This is a genomic window from Staphylococcus sp. GDY8P72P (assembly GCF_016890655.1).
GTDB lineage: Bacteria > Bacillota > Bacilli > Staphylococcales > Staphylococcaceae > Staphylococcus > Staphylococcus arlettae.
This window is the reverse complement of record NZ_JAFEQJ010000005.1, coordinates 111,395-130,551: the sequence shown is the minus strand read 5'-3', so window position 1 is coordinate 130,551 and position 19,157 is coordinate 111,395. Positions and strand designations below refer to the sequence as shown.

Annotated in this window: 16 protein-coding genes; 14 read left to right on the top strand and 2 right to left on the bottom strand. The window is 34.5% G+C overall.

The window, feature by feature from the left end:
- Positions 1–18 precede the first annotated feature (18 nt).
- A complete protein-coding gene (locus tag JVU85_RS00990) occupies positions 19–474 on the bottom strand; it encodes a MarR family winged helix-turn-helix transcriptional regulator (RefSeq protein WP_021459596.1) in 456 nt (151 codons plus the stop codon).
- A gap of 143 nt (positions 475–617) precedes the next feature.
- On the opposite strand from JVU85_RS00990, the gene JVU85_RS00985 reads away from it, so the two are divergent.
- The 4 genes from JVU85_RS00985 (at position 618) to JVU85_RS00970 (ending at position 5,152) form a co-directional block, all read left to right on the top strand.
- Positions 618–2,258 (top strand): alpha-keto acid decarboxylase family protein, encoded by a 1,641-nt coding sequence (locus JVU85_RS00985; RefSeq protein ID WP_002509710.1) that lies wholly within the window; start codon positions 618–620, stop codon positions 2,256–2,258.
- 157 nt (positions 2,259–2,415) lie between these two features.
- On the top strand, positions 2,416–2,889 hold the full coding sequence (locus tag JVU85_RS00980; RefSeq protein ID WP_002509709.1) for a hypothetical protein: 474 nt from the start codon (positions 2,416–2,418) through the stop codon (positions 2,887–2,889).
- A 185-nt stretch (positions 2,890–3,074) separates the two neighbouring features.
- Positions 3,075–4,451 carry an MFS transporter gene (locus JVU85_RS00975; protein ID WP_204171589.1) on the top strand — a complete coding sequence of 459 codons (1,377 nt, stop codon included), beginning with the start codon at positions 3,075–3,077 and terminating at the stop codon, positions 4,449–4,451.
- Between the two features lie 167 nt (positions 4,452–4,618).
- The gene (locus JVU85_RS00970) at positions 4,619–5,152 is read left to right on the top strand and encodes a methylated-DNA--[protein]-cysteine S-methyltransferase (RefSeq protein ID WP_002509707.1); all 534 of its coding nucleotides are present in this window, start codon (positions 4,619–4,621) and stop codon (positions 5,150–5,152) included.
- Positions 5,153–5,264: 112 nt separating this feature from the next.
- Here JVU85_RS00970 and JVU85_RS00965 read toward each other — a convergent pair whose 3' ends face one another.
- Positions 5,265–6,434, bottom strand: coding sequence for a hydroxymethylglutaryl-CoA synthase (locus tag JVU85_RS00965; protein WP_002509706.1), 1,170 nt, complete (start codon positions 6,432–6,434; stop codon positions 5,265–5,267).
- A 102-nt stretch (positions 6,435–6,536) separates the two neighbouring features.
- Between JVU85_RS00965 and JVU85_RS00960 the strand changes: the two genes are divergently transcribed.
- From JVU85_RS00960 to ptsG, 10 genes are all read left to right on the top strand, one after another.
- A complete protein-coding gene (locus JVU85_RS00960) occupies positions 6,537–7,688 on the top strand; it encodes a thiolase family protein (protein ID WP_107376869.1) in 1,152 nt (383 codons plus the stop codon).
- Between the two features lie 3 nt (positions 7,689–7,691).
- Complete coding sequence (locus JVU85_RS00955; protein WP_107376870.1) at positions 7,692–8,969, top strand: hydroxymethylglutaryl-CoA reductase, degradative; 1,278 nt, start codon at positions 7,692–7,694, stop codon at positions 8,967–8,969.
- A gap of 201 nt (positions 8,970–9,170) precedes the next feature.
- The gene (gene nhaC, locus JVU85_RS00950; protein WP_204171588.1) at positions 9,171–10,604 is read left to right on the top strand and encodes a Na+/H+ antiporter NhaC; all 1,434 of its coding nucleotides are present in this window, start codon (positions 9,171–9,173) and stop codon (positions 10,602–10,604) included.
- A gap of 178 nt (positions 10,605–10,782) precedes the next feature.
- Positions 10,783–10,986 carry a hypothetical protein gene (locus JVU85_RS00945; protein ID WP_002509702.1) on the top strand — a complete coding sequence of 68 codons (204 nt, stop codon included), beginning with the start codon at positions 10,783–10,785 and terminating at the stop codon, positions 10,984–10,986.
- A 158-nt stretch (positions 10,987–11,144) separates the two neighbouring features.
- The gene (cidR, locus tag JVU85_RS00940) at positions 11,145–12,020 is read left to right on the top strand and encodes a cidABC operon transcriptional activator CidR (RefSeq protein WP_002509701.1); all 876 of its coding nucleotides are present in this window, start codon (positions 11,145–11,147) and stop codon (positions 12,018–12,020) included.
- A gap of 221 nt (positions 12,021–12,241) precedes the next feature.
- The gene (locus tag JVU85_RS00935) at positions 12,242–12,628 is read left to right on the top strand and encodes a CidA/LrgA family protein (protein ID WP_103388547.1); all 387 of its coding nucleotides are present in this window, start codon (positions 12,242–12,244) and stop codon (positions 12,626–12,628) included.
- Positions 12,628–13,314: an LrgB family protein gene (locus JVU85_RS00930; protein ID WP_002509699.1), complete on the top strand. Its 687-nt coding sequence runs from the start codon at positions 12,628–12,630 to the stop codon at positions 13,312–13,314. Before JVU85_RS00935 ends, JVU85_RS00930 begins: the two co-directional genes overlap by 1 nt.
- 94 nt (positions 13,315–13,408) lie before the next feature.
- A complete protein-coding gene (locus JVU85_RS00925; RefSeq protein ID WP_002509698.1) occupies positions 13,409–15,151 on the top strand; it encodes a pyruvate oxidase in 1,743 nt (580 codons plus the stop codon).
- Positions 15,152–15,435: 284 nt separating this feature from the next.
- Positions 15,436–16,824 (top strand): YfcC family protein, encoded by a 1,389-nt coding sequence (locus JVU85_RS00920; protein ID WP_204171587.1) that lies wholly within the window; start codon positions 15,436–15,438, stop codon positions 16,822–16,824.
- A 208-nt stretch (positions 16,825–17,032) separates the two neighbouring features.
- Positions 17,033–19,102 carry a glucose-specific PTS transporter subunit IIBC gene (gene ptsG, locus JVU85_RS00915; RefSeq protein WP_002509696.1) on the top strand — a complete coding sequence of 690 codons (2,070 nt, stop codon included), beginning with the start codon at positions 17,033–17,035 and terminating at the stop codon, positions 19,100–19,102.
- The last annotated feature ends 55 nt before the right edge of the window (positions 19,103–19,157 follow it).

Below are 19,157 nucleotides of genomic sequence, written 5' to 3'. Positions count from 1 at the left end.
TTTCTGTCCCACTCCCTTTTAAGTGTGACCATCTCGATCAATTAAAGGTTTAATATCTTGAAAACCTTCACGATATTCGGCTAGTTTGCCCATAATATCGTACCAATCGTTACCATATTGATCAAAAACTTCTTGCATTAATTTATTTTGGGCGCTATTCAATTTTGTAACTAGTTCGGCACCAGTATCAGTAACAAATAGTTGCTTAACACGTCTATCATCTGGTGCAGGTTGTTCATAAATTAAGTCTTTTGCTTTTAAAGTTTTTAAAGTACTATGCGAACCTTGTTTAGAAATTTCTAATACTTTCAATAATTGTTTTGTTGTAATTCCTGGTAATTTATTGATAAAAAAAAGAAAACGGTGGTGCTGACGGTTCATACCTGATTGTTCAATAATTTCATCAGCAGCATTTATAAAAGTTTTATAAGCGAAATAAAAAAGCATGTGTTCATAATCGCTATTCTTTGTCATAAGCATACGTCCTTTATTAGCAAGTGTTTTCTCATTATAGTAAAAATACCGATAGTCGTCATTATTAAGTCAATATAGTTGACCTTTTTGGTAGAGGTGCATATGATAGATGTTGTAAGGACTATGTAAAGGTGGAATGAATTATGAAAATGCGAGTAGGACAATATTTGATTGATGCACTATACAACGCAGGTGTCGAGGAGATATTTGGAGTTCCTGGAGATTTTAACTTAACATTTCTAGATGACGTTATTGACCATGAACATGTGTCTTGGATTGGCAATACCAATGAATTAAATGCTAGTTATGCAGCAGATGGCTATGCCCGTATTAATGGTTTAGGAGCTTTGATTACCACGTTTGGCGTCGGTGAATTGAGTGCAATTAACGGTATAGCAGGTGCTTTTGCAGAACGAGTACCAGTAATTGCAATAACAGGAGCACCTACAACATCAGTAGAACAAGCGCGAAAATTTGTTCATCATTCTCTTGGAGAGGGGAATTTCGACGATTATCGTAAAATGTTTGAACCTATTACTACTGCACAAGGGTACATTACGTCGGAGAATGCAACTTCAGAAATACCACGTTTAATACAAGCAGCGGTCAATAATAAAAGACCTGTGCACATACATTTACCAATTGATGTTGCAGCAACAGAAATCGATATTAAAGAGTCATTTCAATTACTGCCGATGGAAAATGCTGTAGATAATGAATTGGTAGCGGCAATTGAACGTCAATTACAAAACGCTAAACAACCAGTAATTATTACTGGACATGAAATTAATAGTTTTGGTTTGCAGTCAGAAATGGAAGACTTCGTCAAAACAACTGGTATACCAGTTGTGCAGCTATCTTTAGGGAAAGGGGCTTTTAATGAGGAAAGTGATTATTATTTAGGTATTTATGATGGCAGTGTAGCTAAAGATAATATTAGAGATTACGTAGATCAAAGTGATGCTATTTTAAATATTGGTGCAAAGATTACTGATTCGGCATCTGCTGGTTTCTCTTATCAATTTGATATTGACGATGTAATAATGTTAAATCATCATAATATTAAAATAAATACAGAACAACGTACAGATTTAACATTACCTGCTATTATCACTAGTTTACAAAAGGTTAAGTATCGTCATAATCCAACAGTGTCGAAGCGGAGAGATACTAATATACAGGTAGATACAACTAACAAAGAACCATTAACTCAAGCCACTTACTTTGCTATGATGCAAACATTTTTACAGCCAAATGATGTTGTCATTGCTGAACAAGGTACATCATTTTTTGGTGCTTATGATCTATGGCTCCATGCTAATAATAAGTTTATAGGACAACCTTTATGGGGATCTATTGGTTACACCTTACCAGCAACATTAGGATCACAAATAGCAGATACGAAGCGAAGAAATATTTTGTTAATTGGGGACGGCTCGCTACAACTAACTGTGCAAGCTTTATCGACAATGATCCGTTATCATTTAAAACCAATTATTTTTGTTATTAATAACGATGGTTATACAGTAGAGCGGATGATTCATGGAGAAAATGCACTATACAATGATATTCATATGTGGGACTACAAAGCTTTACCTCAAGTATTTGGAGGTACAGATGTTGCACTTCACGAGGTGAATACACCACAAGAGTTACAACGTACTTTTGATGTTATTACTGCAAATTCAAACCAAATGCATTTTGTAGAAGTGAAAATGCACAGAGATGATGCACCAGAGAAATTACGTAGCATCAGTAAGGTATTTGCACAACAAAATAAATAATGATAAAAACAGCAACTAACAATGTGTTAATCTCACATAGTTAGTTGCTGTTTTTATATTAAATATAGTACACTGTGTCCAATATAAAAAGTTGAATTTTTATAAATGTTATTGCACTATATAATTAACATTAAAGTTGTTATAAGGGGGATTTTTTATGAAAGGTAATAAAAAGATTGCAGAGTTGTTAGAACTTTACGATAAAAAACTAAGTAAATTGTTTAAATATAATAAGAAAAAGGCGATGTCTTTTGATAAAGATAGTAGATTGCAATTACAAGAAAAATATGGAATTTATGTTATTTTTAATGCCCATAAAAAGCCAGTTTTTGTAGGACAAGCAGGAGGATATTTAAATAATCATCAACGTGCTAAAAAAGATTTATGTGATAAGTTAGGTCAATATAATTTAAAGTCTGATGCTGGAACTTTAAGGTTTAAAAGAGCATATGCACTAGATAATGATTTAGTTGTAGATGATGCAAAAGCTATAAAAGCTGAAGATTATAATTTAAAAGTACAATACATTGAAGTCAAAGAAAATCCAGCACTAATCAATATTTTAGAAACATTAGCATTAGAATATGCAAAAGAAAAAGATTTTAAATTATATAATTTTTATAACAAATAAAATTTGTTTTTTGGACAAGTATATCGAAGTAGTATATACTAAAAAGACTGAATTTTCAAAAAAGATTTCTGGAAATTAATAATAGTTCAGGTCTAAACATTGGGGGATGTATCATGACTGTAAACTAAAGTAATGCAACCAGAACAAACCAAAAGATTTCAGGTCGTCAACTTATCATAGCCATTATGTTATCTATCTTAACGTATTGGTTATTTGCACAAGCGTTTTTAAATATAGGGCCAAATGTTCAAAAAACATATCCGGTCAGTCCGAATATCATTAATATCTCAATAAGTTTAACATCGTTTGTTACAGGCGTATTAATGGTTGTTGGGGGTAATATTTCTGACAGAGTGGGCAAGGTGAAAATGACACGTGTGGCATTGATCTTAAGTATTATAGGCTCGATTGCCATTATTATTACAGGCAATGCTGTATTATTACTGCTAGGTAGAGCGCTACAAGGTCTATCAGCTGCTATTATCATGCCGACAACTATTGCGATGATAAATGATTATTTTGAAGGAGAAGAACGACAAAAGGCTTTAAGTTATTGGTCTATTGGTTCTTTCGGTGGTACTGGTCTAGCTTCATTTTTCGCAGGTGCCATTGCAACATTTACTTCTTGGCAAATGATTTTTGTCATGTCTATTATAGGTGCAATTATAGCACTGTTTTTAATTAAATCTTTACCAGAACAGCACAAAGAAAAGCAACAAAACACACCTTTTGATTATGTAGGGTTAGTGATTTTTGTACTTATGATTGGCAGTATAAGCTTTGTAATTACGCAAGGTAATAAAATTGGATGGTCAAACATTATTACTATTATTTTAGCAGCAACGTTTGTCATAAGTATTGTTATTTTTATTGCTGTTGAAAAGCGTAAAGCGATTCCTTTTATGGATTTAACATTGTTTAAAAATCGTTCATATGTAGGTGCGGTAGTTTCTAACTGTTTATTGAATACAGGGGTTGGTGTGATTGCGTTAATTAATATTTATGCACAGGCAGGTCATGGCTTAAGTGGTTTTAGCGCAGGATTAATTACGTTACCTTATTTGATTGCTTTACTGTTAGTAGTACGACTTGGTGAAAAGAGTATTAAAAAATTCGGTGCTAAAAGGGCTATGGTGTTCGGTCCTATCTGTACTGGTTTTGGTGTGTTATTGATGTCTATTACGTTTATAGATTCGACATTTTATATTATTTTGACATTGATTGCGACAATTTTCTTTGGTGCAGGGACAGGCTTTTTTGCTACGCCTGCGCTTAGTACCGCAGTTTCAACAACAGCATCCGAAAAAATTGGTGTGGCGTCAGGTATTTTTAAAATGGGGTCAACACTAGGTGGTGCATTTGGTATTGCAATTATTACGTCAATTTATACTGGATTAAGTGTAGCAGGATATAGTGTACATTTAGCAGCAAGTGTAAGTTTCATTGTAGGCACGTGTTTGATTGGCAGTGCAATAGTTGTTAGTACTTTGGTGCTACCTAACACAGGTAGAGAACAAAACACGAATTCTAGCTATACAACTAATGAAGAACCTGTAAAGTAAGTTGAACATTGAGTCATTAAGTGAAGTGTTTCGGCTAGATGGGTATCATGAATGTATATAACGAGGAATCTTACTGTCCTTTGAATTTCATAATATTTATAGTTAGCTTTGTATTTTACTTAAAAACCAAAAAGCATTACTATAAAAGTGAATAAGGAGGTCACACTATGCAATATAAAATGAATTATTCCTCACCAGTTGGCGTATTAACGATAACAACCGATGGTACTCATATTACAGGGTTATGGTTTGATAATCAGTCTGACTATGAACGTAAGTTAAATGACAAAGTCGTTGCACAGGAACAACCCATTTTTCAGCAAGTACGTACATGGTTAGATCACTATTTTCAAGGTGATAATCCTACCATTGATTTCCCTTTGAAACCAACTGGCACCGCATTTCGCGAGCAAGTGTGGGAGATTTTAACTACAATTCCTTCAGGTGAAACAATGACGTATGGTGAAATTGCAGACAAAATAGCAAGCGTGAAAGGGAAAGATAAAATGTCAGCACAAGCAGTTGGTGGTGCGGTAGGTAGTAATCCTATTAGTATTTTAATCCCATGTCACCGTGTAGTTGGTGCTGATGGTAGTCTAACTGGTTATGGTGGCGGCATAGATAAAAAGATTAAGTTATTGGAAATAGAAACTGTAGAAATGGCACCATTATATCGTCCGAAGCATAGTACGAAACCTTAAATTATAAACAATATGAAAAAACACGCCCTTCGCTTAAGGACGTGTTTTTTATTGAATAAATAGTAAGACTGAAATAAAATAATGGATATAATGTTATTCAGTGATTTTAACGTTAATTTAAGGTATTATAATGACGGATGTTGTCATTGATTTCATTCAGGTAGAAAATCGCATTTTGTTCATCGGCTAATTCAATGTCATGGTTGAATTCTAAGTTATCAAAACGGGCGAAATAACTTTCATAATCTGCTACTGATAGTTCTGTACGATTATTTAAAAGTGCTTTATGGCCATCAATGTTTAATGCATCTTGGTAACCAGCAACAAGTGTGCCACTGAAAAATTCACCGACTGAGCCAGAACCATAACTGAATAAGCCAATAGATTGACCAGCCTCAAAAGTACGAGTTTCTAATAATGAAATTAAGCTTAAATAAAGAGAACCAGTATAAATATTACCTACATAACGATTGTAATATGTAGCTGCTTCATAGCCTTCAGTTAGACGTTCTTTTGTTTCATCACTGATTTCATCTGTTAAAATTGAATCCAGTGCTTTTTTACCCATTTTAGTAAATGGAACATGGAAACATAATGAAGCGAAGTCAGCTAATGTTTTATTGGTACGTTTAGCATACTCTGTCCAGCTTTGTTGGAATGAACGAATATAAGCATCTTTTGATAATGCACCGTCAACTAATGGATAACTATGACCTGTTGGTCTCCAAAAGTCATAAACATCTTCAGTATATGCAACTGCATCATCATTGAATGCAAGAATACGTGGGTTATGTGTAATCATCATTGCTACAGCGCCAGCACCTTGTGTTGGCTCACCACCAGAATTTAAACCATAACGTGCAGTATCACTTGCGATTACGAGCACTTTTTCGTTTGGACGGTTAGCAAGATAGTCCTTAGCTAATTGAATAGCTGGCGTTGCAGCGTAACAAGCTTCTTTCATTTCAAAACATCGTGCAAATGGTTGGATACCTAATAAATTATGGATTTGTACAGCTGAGGCTTTTGCAGAGTCAATTGCAGATTCTGTAGCTACGATAACCATACTGATTTGTTTCTTATCCTCTTCAGTTACTATGTTTTTCGCAGCATTTGCGCCCATAGAAACAATATCTTGGCTGACAGGACTAACTGACATTTCAGTTTGGCCTATACCAATCAAAAATTTGTTTGGTTCAACATTGCGTGCTTCAGCAAGTTTAGCCATATCTACATAAAATTTTGGGACATAAAAATCGATTTGGTCTATACCGATCGTCATTGCGTATCGACACCTTTCTTTTTATAAATAAGCAATTGTATCATACCAAAATAAAGTAATGAAATACAAACATTTAAAAGAATATAGAAACGGAGAATTTATATGAAAAAGATAGCAATTGTAAGTGCAAAACGAACACCAATTGGAAGATTCAGAGGGAAATTAAGTAATTATTCAGCTGTAGAGCTTGGTACGAAAGCTTTAAGTGCAGCATTACAAGCGATTAATTTAAAGCCAGAAGCAATAGAACAAGTTATATTTGGTAATGTCTTACAAAGTGGTAATGGTCAAAATCCTGCTCGTCAAATCGGTATTAATGCAGGAATTCCCAATACTACGCCTGGTATGACAATAAATGAAGTCTGTGGTTCTGGTTTGAAGTCAATAATCTTAGGTAAACAATTGATTCAACTAGGTGAAGCGAAAGTAGTTGCAGTTGGTGGTGTTGAAAGCATGACTAATGCACCTAAGTTATTATTAAATGAAGACGAAAAACCAGTTGATAGTTTTATGTATGATGGATTAACAGATGCATTTGATCAAGTACCTATGGGTGTTACTGCTGAAAATATTGCCCAAAAATATAATATAACGCGAGAGCAGCAAGATGAATTTGCCAATGCTTCTCAACTTAAAGCACATGAAGCTACTACAAACGGTAAATTTGATAATGAAATCGTTCCGTTGAAAGATGTAGAGGGCGAATGGATGACTACAGACGAAGGTATTAGAGGCAATAGTAGTGTCGAAAAATTGAGCACGTTAAAGACGATATTTAAAGAAGATGGTACGGTAACTGGTGGTAATGCTTCAAGTATCAACGATGGAGCTTCTGCAATTATTTTAATGGAAGAGACATATGCTAAAGATCAGGGTTACGAAATTTTAGGTATCTTAGGCGAATATGCTGAAGTAGGCTGTGACCCGCGTTATATGGGATATGCACCTTATTATGCTGTTGAACAATTATTAGAAAAAAGTAATAAGTCCATTACAGACATTGATATTGTTGAAATGACTGAAGCTTTTGCGGCGCAAAGTATACCAGTACAACAAAATTTAAATATTAAAGATGACCAATTAAATGTATATGGCGGTGCAATAGCGCTAGGTCACCCTATTGGTGCCAGTGGTACACGATTAGTCACAACATTAGTCAATATATTAGCACAAGAACAAAAACAAACAGGTGTAGCAACAGCGTGTATCGGTGGCGGCCTAGGTATCGCATTATTAGTTGAGAAAGGACAATAAGCTATGAGTGTATTAGATAAATCATTTAGACATTTATCGAGAGCAGATAAATTAGATATGTTAGCGAATCAAGGCTATTTATCACTTGAAAACAAGGAGTTATTACTCAATCATCCACTGATCCAAGAAGATATAGCCAATAGTTTGATTGAAAATGTTATTGGACAAGGTGCGCTACCTGTTGGAGTCTTGCCACATATTAAAGTGGATCAAGTTGATTATGCAGTACCTATGATGGTAGAAGAACCTTCAGTTGTGGCTGCAGCAAGTTATGGCGCTAAATTAGTCAATAAAACAGGCGGCTTTAATGTGGTGTCGAGTGAACGCTTAATGATTGGTCAAATCGTATTTGATGGTGTAGAAGATACAGAAGCTCTTGCCATGACTATCCAATCTCATGAAACACAAATTAAACGCATTGCTGACGAAGTGTATCCATCGATTATTAAACGTGGCGGTGGTTATCGCCGCATTGAAATTGATACATTTCCTGCGGAGCAGTTGTTATCGTTAAAGGTCTTTGTTGATACTCAAGATGCGATGGGTGCTAATATGTTAAATACAATATTAGAAGGTATTACTGCTTATTTGACGAGTGAAATTGATAACAGTGATGTCCTTATGAGTATTTTATCCAATCATGCCACGGCATCTGTAGTTAAAGTAACAGGTGAAATTGATGTTGCAGACTTAGCTAAAGGTGATTTTGATGGTCCAACAGTCGCTCGTCGTATGGCGCGGGCATCTACGTTAGCTCAAGTAGATATTCATCGTGCTGCAACACACAATAAAGGTGTAATGAATGGAATCCATGCGGTAGTCCTAGCCACTGGAAATGATACACGTGGCGCAGAGGCAAGTGCACATGCATACGCGAGCAAAGATGGTCACTATAAAGGGCTTGCAACTTGGGACTATGATAGTTCTCGTAATAGATTGATCGGCACAATAGAAGTACCAATGACATTAGCAACGGTTGGTGGTGGTACCAATGTCTTGCCTATAGCAAAGGCATCATTAGATATATTAAATGTACAATCAGCGCGCGAATTAGGTCATGTAGTAGCTGCTGTTGGTTTAGCGCAAAACTTTTCTGCGTGCAGAGCGCTTGTATCAGAAGGAATTCAACAAGGGCATATGAGTTTGCAGTATAAATCACTAGCCATCGTTGTAGGTGCACAAGGTGACGAAATTGCCTATGTTGCCGATGCTTTAAAACAGGCACCTCAAGCTAATGCAGCAGTAGCAGAAGAAATTTTGCACACTTATAGAACACAATAAAATAATTAGCATATGAGCTTTAATAACGCATAATTTTAGTATGTTAGTGAAATAAGTATTCACAACAGCTGAAATTATGCGTTTTTGCTAGTTACTAGTACGATAATTCATTGTCCACGAATCATTTGTGTTGAATAGCGAGTTGCGAATAGTCTCTAACTCAAGTATCATAGTGCTAAGTAAACACAAGGGGTGGCGTTTATGAAATTCAAAAATCGAAATATTCAGAAAAAAGAATTGGGTCTTGGATCTGCATTATTGACCTTATTCGTAATGATTGGTTGTATGTTATTTACAGTCGCTGTACTAGAAAAAGAACCACATATTCCATTGATGATAGGAACAGCTACTGGAGTAATTGTTACCTTACTACATGGTTATAAATATGCTGAGGTTGAGGAGATGTTATACAAAGGTATAAGACATGCCTTACCGGCTATTATCATCATTGTTTTAGTAGGACTAGTAATAGGATCTTGGATTGGTAGTGGTGTAGTTGCAACGATGATTTATTATGGTTTACAAATGATTGATCCACGTTATTTCTTAGCGATAGTGGTAATCTTATGTGGCATAGTCTCATTAGCAATAGGTAGCAGTTGGTCTACGATGGCTACAGTGGGGGTTGCATCAATTGGGATAGGTTTAAGTATGGGAATCTCACCAGGTATGATTGCAGGTGCAGTCATAAGTGGTGCTTATTTTGGCGATAAAATGAGTCCATTGTCAGATACGACAAACTTGGCATCAGGTTTAACTAAAGTGCCGTTATTTGACCATATTAAACACATGATGTATACAACGATTCCAGCATTAATTATTGCTTTAGCAGTATTTGGCATTATAGGCTTCCGTTTAGATAAAACAGCTATGAATGCAGAAAAAATAAATAACATGTTAGCTACTATGAATGATCAATTTATAATTACACCGTGGCTACTGCTTGTGCCATTGGTGGTAATTTTACTAGTAGTATTAAAAGTTCCAGCTGTACCCGCAATTTCGGTAGGTATAGTATTAGGATTTTTTGCCCAAATATTTGTACAGGGTGGTAGTTTGACTGAAGCACTAACAGCGTTACAAACAGGATATAAAATCGATTCAGGAAATAGTCTTATCGATGAGTTATTTAATCGTGGTGGCTTAGAATCTATGTTTTATACGATTTCGTTAACTATTGTAGCAATGACTTTTGGAGGGGTACTGGAATATTCGGGAATGCTATCATCATTAATTGCAGTAGTATTAAAGTTTGCTAAAAATACAGGATCATTGATTGCTTCAGTTATTATTGCCTGCATAGGAACGAACTGTACATGTTCAGAACAATATATTTCAATTATTGTACCTTCAAGAATGTATGCATCCACATTTAAAGAACGACAGTTGCACGCTAAAAATCTATCACGAGCATTAGAAGATGGTGGAACATTAACAAGTGTATTTGTGCCATGGAATACATGTGGTGTGTTTATTGCATCGACATTAGGTGTATCAGTTATGGAATATGCGCCATTTGCGGTGCTAAATTATACAGTACCAATAATTTCAATCATTTTCGGATTTATTGGATTTAAAATTATTAAACTTAAAGATAGTGAAGACGATACAATTACTAAAGGTGATTTAGCATAATCTCGTAGTATTAACAATGTTAGTCAAAAATTACAATAGTAGGTTCGTGCAATTGGATGATAAATATTTCATTGCAGGACCTACTTTTTAGTTACAAAAGATAGGTCTCGGGTACCTCGACTCAAAATGATAACAACAAATATAATTGTGTTAAATAACACCAAAGGAAGAAAATAATATGGGAACTTTACTTATGTTTATAGCTTATGCACTATTTTGTTTACTTGTTATCATATTGATATTAGCTATATTTAAAGATTTAACAATTAAGGGACGACGACTCATTTTACTCAGCTTGGTCATTTTAGTAATAGCCATCATTGTATTATATAATCAAGGCTCAACTATGCGTTTAGAACAAATAGACGCCTTACAATATTAAAATAAAGCTGCTAATAGATGTGGCGAGTTTAGGTGTATTGTATAAGTAGAAACTTGAATTGCTAATACAATGAGTGTTTTACATTTAAAAAGGTATAGCTCATGCTAAAATCAATATAACCAATAACCATAACTAAAGATATAAAGTAGGTGTAATCAGTGGATATTAAACAAATGAGTTACTTCGTGGAAGTAGTAAACGAAGGTGGTATGACGAATGCCTCAAAATCATTGTACATAGCGCAACCGACAATCAGCAAAGCAGTTAAAGACATAGAAAAAGAATTAGGTATGCCACTGTTTGATAGAAGTAAAAGAGAATTGAAATTAACAGATGCTGGGCAAGTATTTTATCAAAAGTGTAAAGAAATATTAGCGCTATATAATAATTTACCGGTAGAAATTAATAGTTTATTAGGATTAGAAACGGGGCATATTAGTATCGGTTTATCGGCAGTGATGAATATGAATAAATTTATCCAGATATTAGGCGAGTTTCATAAATTATACCCCAATATCACCTATAATTTAGTAGAAAATGGTGGAAAAATGATTGAATCACAGCTTGCAAATGATGAAATTGATATTGGTATTACCACCTTGCCAGTAGATGGTACGATATTTAACTCAATCCCTTTGTACCAAGAAGATTTAAAGTTAGTACTTAATAAAGAACATCACTTAGCCCATCGTAAAACAGTAGAAATGAAAGAGTTAGCAAATGAAGATTTTATTTTATTTAACGAGGACTTTTATTTAAACGATAAGATTAGAGAAGCAGCTAAAAATGCAGGATTTATACCTAAAACAATTTCTAAGATATCACAGTGGAACTTCATTGAAAATTTACTTAATGCGCATTTAGGCGTTAGTATTTTACCGGATAATATCGTACGCATGTTAGATAGTAATTTTAAACATATTAATATCAATGATAGTGCTATGAAATGGGAATTAGGTGTAATTTGGAAGAAAGAGAAGTATTTAAGTCATGCAACACGTCAATGGATAGATTTTATGAGCCAACGTTTATAGAGTAATGTCAAAAACCTTGTAGTACTTAATATCACAGTGTGACTAGTGATATTTAAGGCACAAGGTTTTTATTATGATCAACTATGAAAGAAAACGATTCCATAGAAAAAAGTAATAGGTAGTATCTATAATCAATATTTTTATTATGTGCAAATATGGCTTACACTTAATATGTAATTGATACACACGAAGTGTAAATAATAATTAAAGGATGGGTGCTAATGCAGTTTGCATTAAAAACAATTAGAATTATAGTTCAAGTTGCTCTGTTAATGGGTATAACATCTTTAGGTAATGTGCTGCAGAAAGCATTACACATACCTATAGCAGGTAGTATTGTTGGATTGATATTGTTCTTTGTATTACTACAATTTAAGATTATTCCAGAAAGATGGATTCGTGATGGCGCTAATTTTTTAATTGGAACAATGGTCTTTTTCTTTGTACCATCAGTAGTTGGCATTATGGATATTACTTCTGAAATAAATCTTCATTTTATATTATTCTTCTTATTAGTAGTTGCAGGAACATGTGCTGTAGCACTAATTTCAGGGTTTATAGCAGAAAAAATGGCGAATTTATTACACATTAGAAAAGAGCAAAGTTGATGATTATTTGGCAAGGTTTGTTAATGATTATAATCACCATTTGCGCATATATTTTCGCCAAAAAATTACAGTTAAAATATAAAAATCCATTACTAAATCCAGCATTGATTTCTTCCATAATTATTATTGGATTACTGCTACTGTTTAGCAAAAGCTATGATGATTATATGGTTGGTGGTCAGTGGATTAACTACTTACTTAATTGTACGGTTGTTTGTTTGGCATACCCACTATATCAAAATAGAACTAAAATTTTAAAACATGCAAATATAATTTTTACTAGTGTTGTAGCTGCAGTAACGATAAATTTCTTTTTAATCTTTTTCTCATTAAAATTACTAGGATATTCGAAAGAAGTTATTGCTACTATACTACCACGTTCAGTTACAGCAGCAGTCGGTATAGAGTTATCACATCAATTAGGCGGAACGGATACAATTACTATTTTGTTTATTATCACTACAGGTTTAATTGGCAGTATGTTAGGCGCTTATCTATTGAAGTTTGCTAAGTTTCAAACATCAATCGCTAGAGGTTTAACGTATGGTAATTCTTCACATGCCTTTGGTACTGCAAAAGCATTAGAGTTAGATATAGAATCGGGAGCGTTTAGTTCAATAGGTATGATATTAACAGCAGTGTTGAGTTCGGTGCTCATACCATTATTTATTTTGTTTTTATACTAAAACATTTAATGACTTATAACCCGATTAAGTTGAAGTGAAATTTTGAAGGAATTATAATTTGTAACATTGACTTTATGAAAGGAGATTTTTTTAAATGGCAAAAATTAAAGGGAATACAGCATTAGTAAAAGCATTACAAGCTTGGGATATCGATCACTTGTATGGCATTCCAGGTGATTCAATAGATGCGGTTGTCGATAGTTTAAGAACAGAACGAAATAGTATTGAATTTGTACATGTTAGACATGAAGAAGTGGCAAGTTTGGCAGCAGCAAGTTATACCAAACTTACTGGTAAAATAGGTGTTGCTTTAAGTATTGGCGGTCCAGGGGTTGTACATTTATTAAATGGTATGTATGATGCCCAAATGGATAGTGTGCCTCAATTGATTTTGGCTGGACAAACAGATAGTACTGCACTTGGAACTAAAGCATTTCAAGAAACAGATATTTTAAAAATGGTTGAAGGTGTAGCTGTCTATAGCCGTCAAATTACGGAAAATGATAAAGACGTGTTCGGTATTGTAAATGAAGCAATTCGTACGGCGTATGAACAAAAAGGTGTGGCAGTATTAGTTTTACCTAATAATCTATTAACACAAAAAGTAAAAGATACAACAAATACTAAAGTAGATACAGCGCCACCAGCACGTGTTAATCCAAAGCCACGTAGTATTAAAAAAGCTGCTAAATTAGTCAATAAAAGTAAACGTCCAGTGATGTTATTAGGAACAGGTGCTAAGCATGCTAAAGATGAAGTGAAAGAATTTATCGAAGCGGCAAAAGTACCAACAATTATCACATTGCCTGCAAAAGGTATTTTAGCTGATGCGCACCCATACAACATTGGTAACTTAGGTAAGATTGGAACAAAAACGTCTTATCAAACGATACAAGATGCTGATTTGCTCATTATGGTAGGTACTAATTATCCATATGTAGATTACTTGCCTAAGAAGAATATTAAAGCAATTCAAATAGATACGAATCCAGAAGCTATTGGCCATCGTTTTGATGTAAATGTTGGTATTATAGGAGATAGTAAGTACGCGTTACAACAATTAACTGATACAATGAACCATGTGTCAGATAGAGATTTCTTAAATAAAACGTTAGAACGTAAAGCAACTTGGGATGCTTGGATGGCTGAAGATAAAGCAAATGACAACAGTCCAATCCGACCTGAAAGATTAATGGATGCGATTAACCATGTCAAAACTGATGATGCAATCTTTTCAATTGATGTAGGTACATCAACAGTATGGTCAACACGTTACCTAGATTTAACAGTAAATAATAAATTTATTGTTTCTAGTTGGTTAGGTACTATGGGTTGTGCTTTACCAGGTGCGATTGCTGCTAAACGTGCATATCCAAACCGCCAAGTAGTTGGTATTGCAGGTGACGGTGCATTCCAAATGGTTATGCAAGATTTTGCAACAGCAGTACAATATGATTTGCCAATGACTATCTTTGTATTAAATAACCAAGAGTTATCATTTATTAAATATGAACAACAAGCTGCTGGAGAATTAGAGTATGCAATTGATTTTACTGACGTAGATTTAGCGATGTTCGCTGAAAGTGCTGGCGGTGTAGGTTATACGTTGAAAGATCCTAATCGCATAGACGAAATCGTAGAAGAAGCTATGTCACAAACAAAACCAACTATAGTAAATGTGTATGTTGATCCAAACGCTGCGCCTTTACCAGGTAAAATAGTAACAGACGAAGCAATCAACTATGGTGTCTGGGCGTATCGTTCACTTACAGAGGATAAAAAATTAGACTTAGACGAAATTCCACCACTTTCTACTGCAGTTAAAAGATTTTTCTAATAAATAAAAATAGCAAAAGCTGTTGTAGGAGTGTTACCAATAAAGTAAGTTTACGTCATGATCATTTAATAAAGAGAAGAAATAGCTAGTATTTTAAGGAAGGGAATTAAATGGCTCCATTTAATTCCCTTCCTATTTTTATACTAAGATAAATTGCTCTTTAAGTATTGTTGTATTTTAAAAAATATAAAAGAGAGTAGCGTAATCATGAGTAGAAAATGAGTCTAATATTTTAAGTCACATAGGGTATAGATAAGAAATAATGATGAGGAAGGGGTAAAGGTATGAAACGTTGGATACAACAGTTGAAATTTAGAACACCTCATACATACGCGTTATTAATGGGCATTATTACAATTGCGTGTCTACTCACTTATATTATTCCTGCTGGGGAGTATGATAGAGAAGAAAAAAATGGTCAGACACTCGTTATTTCGGGGTCTTATAAAGAGGTAGCGCAGAAAGGTGGTTCATTGTTTGATATTTTTAGAGCAATTCCTGAAGGATTAATTAGTGGCGGCGAGATTGTTTTTTACATATTTTTAGTTGGTGGTGCGTTTGGGATAGTACATAAAACAGGCGCATTTGAGACTGGTGTTAAATATGTTATGAGTCAGTTAGGTAATTTTAAAGTGTTAATGATTCCACTAACAATGACTATTTTTTCAATTTTAGGTTTTTCAATTGGTTTAGCAGAAGAAACTATAATATTTGTCCCCATCGGCATCATTATTGCTAGAACTTTAGGTTATGATGCCTTAACAGGAACATCTATTGTGATATTAGGTGCTGCAAGTGGCTTTATGGGAGGAATGCTTAATCCATTTACTGTTGGTGTGGCACAGACGGTTGCCGAGATCCCAATGTTTTCTGGGTGGGGTTTAAGAACGATAATCTATTTATTTGTTTTAACAGCGGCAATTACTACTGTAATGCTCTATGCTTTTAAGGTTAAAAAAGACATGTCTAAAAGTTTAGTGTTGGAGTTGGAACAAGCCGAAAACACCAACCAAACATATGAATATAGTAGATTTACTAAAAGACAAGCTGCAGGATTAGCGTTAATTGTTGGCACGATTGCACTAAATGTTTTTGGTATTTTCAAATTTTCGTGGTCTTTTAATGAAATGAGTGCCAATTTTTTATTAGCAGGTTTGCTTGCTGGTTTGATAGGTGGTTTAGGTATCAATGGGACATTTGATGCTTTGATAGAAGGAATGAAAGATATTTTATTTGGTGCCATGATTGTTGGTTTTGCCAAAGGTATTATCGTAATTTTAGAGAACGGGAAAGTTATCGACACTATAGTTCACGGCATGTCTTCGATATTATCTGATGTACCAGCATCATTAGTCATTATCGTTATGTTTGTCTTTCAATTTTTCTTGAACTTCTTTATTCCATCAGGCTCGGGCCAAGCATTAACTACGATGCCACTGATGGTGCCAATTGCAGATTTATTAGATATCAATCGTCAAATGACAGTATTAGCATTCCAATATGGTGATGCTATTAGTAATATTCTATTTCCGACATCCGCAATATTAATGGGAGCATTAGCTGTAGCTAAGATTAGTTATGTGCAATGGTTGAAGTTCGCATGGAAAGTCATTGTGTTATGGGTATTTATTTGTATTGCTGCCATGTCGATTGCGTTAATGTTAAATTATTAAATTTAGTAATGAAATATTTTAATAAAATGAGTACAATGATATTGCGCTAAAACTGAATTCATTGTATACTATTAACAAATTTATCGAAACGCGTGTTACTGGTAAGGCAGGCATGAGCAAAATGAAACTATACTATTACAGTTTAGTTTTGTTTGCTCATGCCTTTTTTGTTTTCGATAATGTTTACTCGAAGGGATGTTAGTAGGTTATGTTTATACGATTTTTCGGACAATTGCAACGTATCGGTAAAGCTTTGATGTTACCTGTTGCGATATTGCCGGCTGCGGGTATTTTACTCGCATTGGGAAATGCAATGCACAATGCACAACTTGTCGCAATAGCACCTTGGTTAGAACATGAAGTATTTGTTATTATTTCATCTATTATGGAATCCGCAGGACAAATTATCTTTGATAATTTACCACTTCTTTTTGCTGTAGGGACAGCTTTAGGTTTAGCGGGTGGAGACGGTGTAGCAGCATTAGCTGCGCTAGTTGGTTATTTAATTATGAATGCAACTATGGGTAAAGTTATGAATATTACTATCGATGATATTTTTAGTTATGCTGATGGTGCTAAAACACTGAGTCAAGCAGCGAAAGAGCCAGAGAATGTATTGATATTAGGCATTCCAACCCTACAAACAGGAGTGTTTGGTGGTATTATCATGGGGGCTCTAGCAGCATGGTGCTATAATAAGTTTTATAATATAACGTTACCTGCCTTTTTAGGATTTTTTGCCGGTAAACGTTTTGTGCCAATTATTACTTCAGTTGTAGCGATTGTAACGGGTGTACTATTAAGCTTTGTATGGCCACCGATTCAAGAGGGATTAAATCAATTATCCAATTTCTTATTAAATAAAAATTTAACATTAACAACTTTTATTTTTGGGATTATTGAACGTTCTTTAATTCCATTCGGTTTACATCATATCTTTTATGCTCCGTTTTGGTTTGAGTTTGGTCAGTACGTCAGCCATAGCGGTGAATTAGTACAAGGAGATCAACGTATTTGGATGGCACAAATGAAAGATGGCGTAGAATTTACAGCGGGTGCATTTACTACCGGTAAGTATCCATTTATGATGTTTGGTTTGCCAGCTGCAGCGTATGCGATTTATCGTAACGCAAAACCTGAACGCAAAAAAATTGTAGGTGGCTTAATGTTATCTGCTGGTTTAACATCATTTTTAACTGGTATCACTGAACCATTAGAATTTTCATTTTTATTTGTGGCTCCATTATTATATGTAGTCCATGTGTTGCTTGCAGGGTCATCATTTTTAGTTATGCATTTATTAGATGTCAAAATTGGTATGACATTTTCTGGTGGATTTATTGATTATATTTTATATGGTTTATTAAACTGGGATCGTACCAATGCCCTATTAGTTATTCCAGTAGGTATTGTATATGCAATAATTTATTATTTCTTATTTAGTTTTGTTATTAAACGATTTAAATTAAAAACACCTGGACGTGAAGATGAAGAAACAGAAACAAAAGATTCATCAGTAGCTTCATTACCATTTGATGTGTTGAACGCAATGGGTGGTAAAAAGAATATCAAACATTTGGATGCATGTATTACACGTTTACGAGTTGAAGTCAACGAAAAAAGTAGTGTCGATGTGGCTGCCTTAAAAGCTCTCGGTGCTTCAGGTGTGTTAGAAGTAGGTAATAATATGCAAGCTATCTTCGGGCCGAAGTCTGATCAAATTAAACATGATATACTCCGTATCATGAGTGGTGAAATTACCAAACCTAGTGAAACGACAGTGGTAGAAGATGATACTGCCGTCCCAACGACTAATAGTACAGAGACACTCATTAGCGCACCTGGTAACGGTGAAATTATGCCTCTAACAGCAGTGCCTGACCAAGTTTTTGCAGATAAATTAATGGGAGATGGTATAGCTTTTGTCCCTAAAGATGATGTGATAGTTTCACCTATTACTGGAACTGTAAAAACAATATTCCCGACACTTCATGCCATTGGTTTAGAAACGCCAGAAGGTTTAGAAGTTTTAATTCATATAGGTATAGATACAGTGAAGTTAGAAGGACAAGGCTTTGAGAGTTTAGTAACGACTGATGACAATGTAGAAGTGGGACAACCATTGATCAAAATAGATTTAGATTATATTCAAGCACATGCACCAAGTATTATTACGCCTATTGTAATTACAAACTTAACAAACCAAACGTTAACTATAGAATCTGCACAACCTGTTACAGTTGGGCAAACTATTATAACGGTTAATGATAATGCGTAACTATCTTTTAAATATGTAAAAAATATTAATATAGATAAAAGGGAGTGGGACAGAA

Coding starts and splice junctions, on each gene's coding strand:
- JVU85_RS00990 (WP_021459596.1), bottom strand. CDS start 474: ATGACAAAGAATAGCGATTATGAACACATGCTTTTTTATTTCGCTTAT.
- JVU85_RS00985 (WP_002509710.1), top strand. CDS start 618: ATGAAAATGCGAGTAGGACAATATTTGATTGATGCACTATACAACGCA.
- JVU85_RS00980 (WP_002509709.1), top strand. CDS start 2,416: ATGAAAGGTAATAAAAAGATTGCAGAGTTGTTAGAACTTTACGATAAA.
- JVU85_RS00975 (WP_204171589.1), top strand. CDS start 3,075: ATGTTATCTATCTTAACGTATTGGTTATTTGCACAAGCGTTTTTAAAT.
- JVU85_RS00970 (WP_002509707.1), top strand. CDS start 4,619: ATGCAATATAAAATGAATTATTCCTCACCAGTTGGCGTATTAACGATA.
- JVU85_RS00965 (WP_002509706.1), bottom strand. CDS start 6,434: ATGACGATCGGTATAGACCAAATCGATTTTTATGTCCCAAAATTTTAT.
- JVU85_RS00960 (WP_107376869.1), top strand. CDS start 6,537: ATGAAAAAGATAGCAATTGTAAGTGCAAAACGAACACCAATTGGAAGA.
- JVU85_RS00955 (WP_107376870.1), top strand. CDS start 7,692: ATGAGTGTATTAGATAAATCATTTAGACATTTATCGAGAGCAGATAAA.
- nhaC (WP_204171588.1), top strand. CDS start 9,171: ATGAAATTCAAAAATCGAAATATTCAGAAAAAAGAATTGGGTCTTGGA.
- JVU85_RS00945 (WP_002509702.1), top strand. CDS start 10,783: ATGGGAACTTTACTTATGTTTATAGCTTATGCACTATTTTGTTTACTT.
- JVU85_RS00935 (WP_103388547.1), top strand. CDS start 12,242: ATGCAGTTTGCATTAAAAACAATTAGAATTATAGTTCAAGTTGCTCTG.
- JVU85_RS00930 (WP_002509699.1), top strand. CDS start 12,628: ATGATTATTTGGCAAGGTTTGTTAATGATTATAATCACCATTTGCGCA.
- JVU85_RS00925 (WP_002509698.1), top strand. CDS start 13,409: ATGGCAAAAATTAAAGGGAATACAGCATTAGTAAAAGCATTACAAGCT.
- JVU85_RS00920 (WP_204171587.1), top strand. CDS start 15,436: ATGAAACGTTGGATACAACAGTTGAAATTTAGAACACCTCATACATAC.
- ptsG (WP_002509696.1), top strand. CDS start 17,033: ATGTTTATACGATTTTTCGGACAATTGCAACGTATCGGTAAAGCTTTG.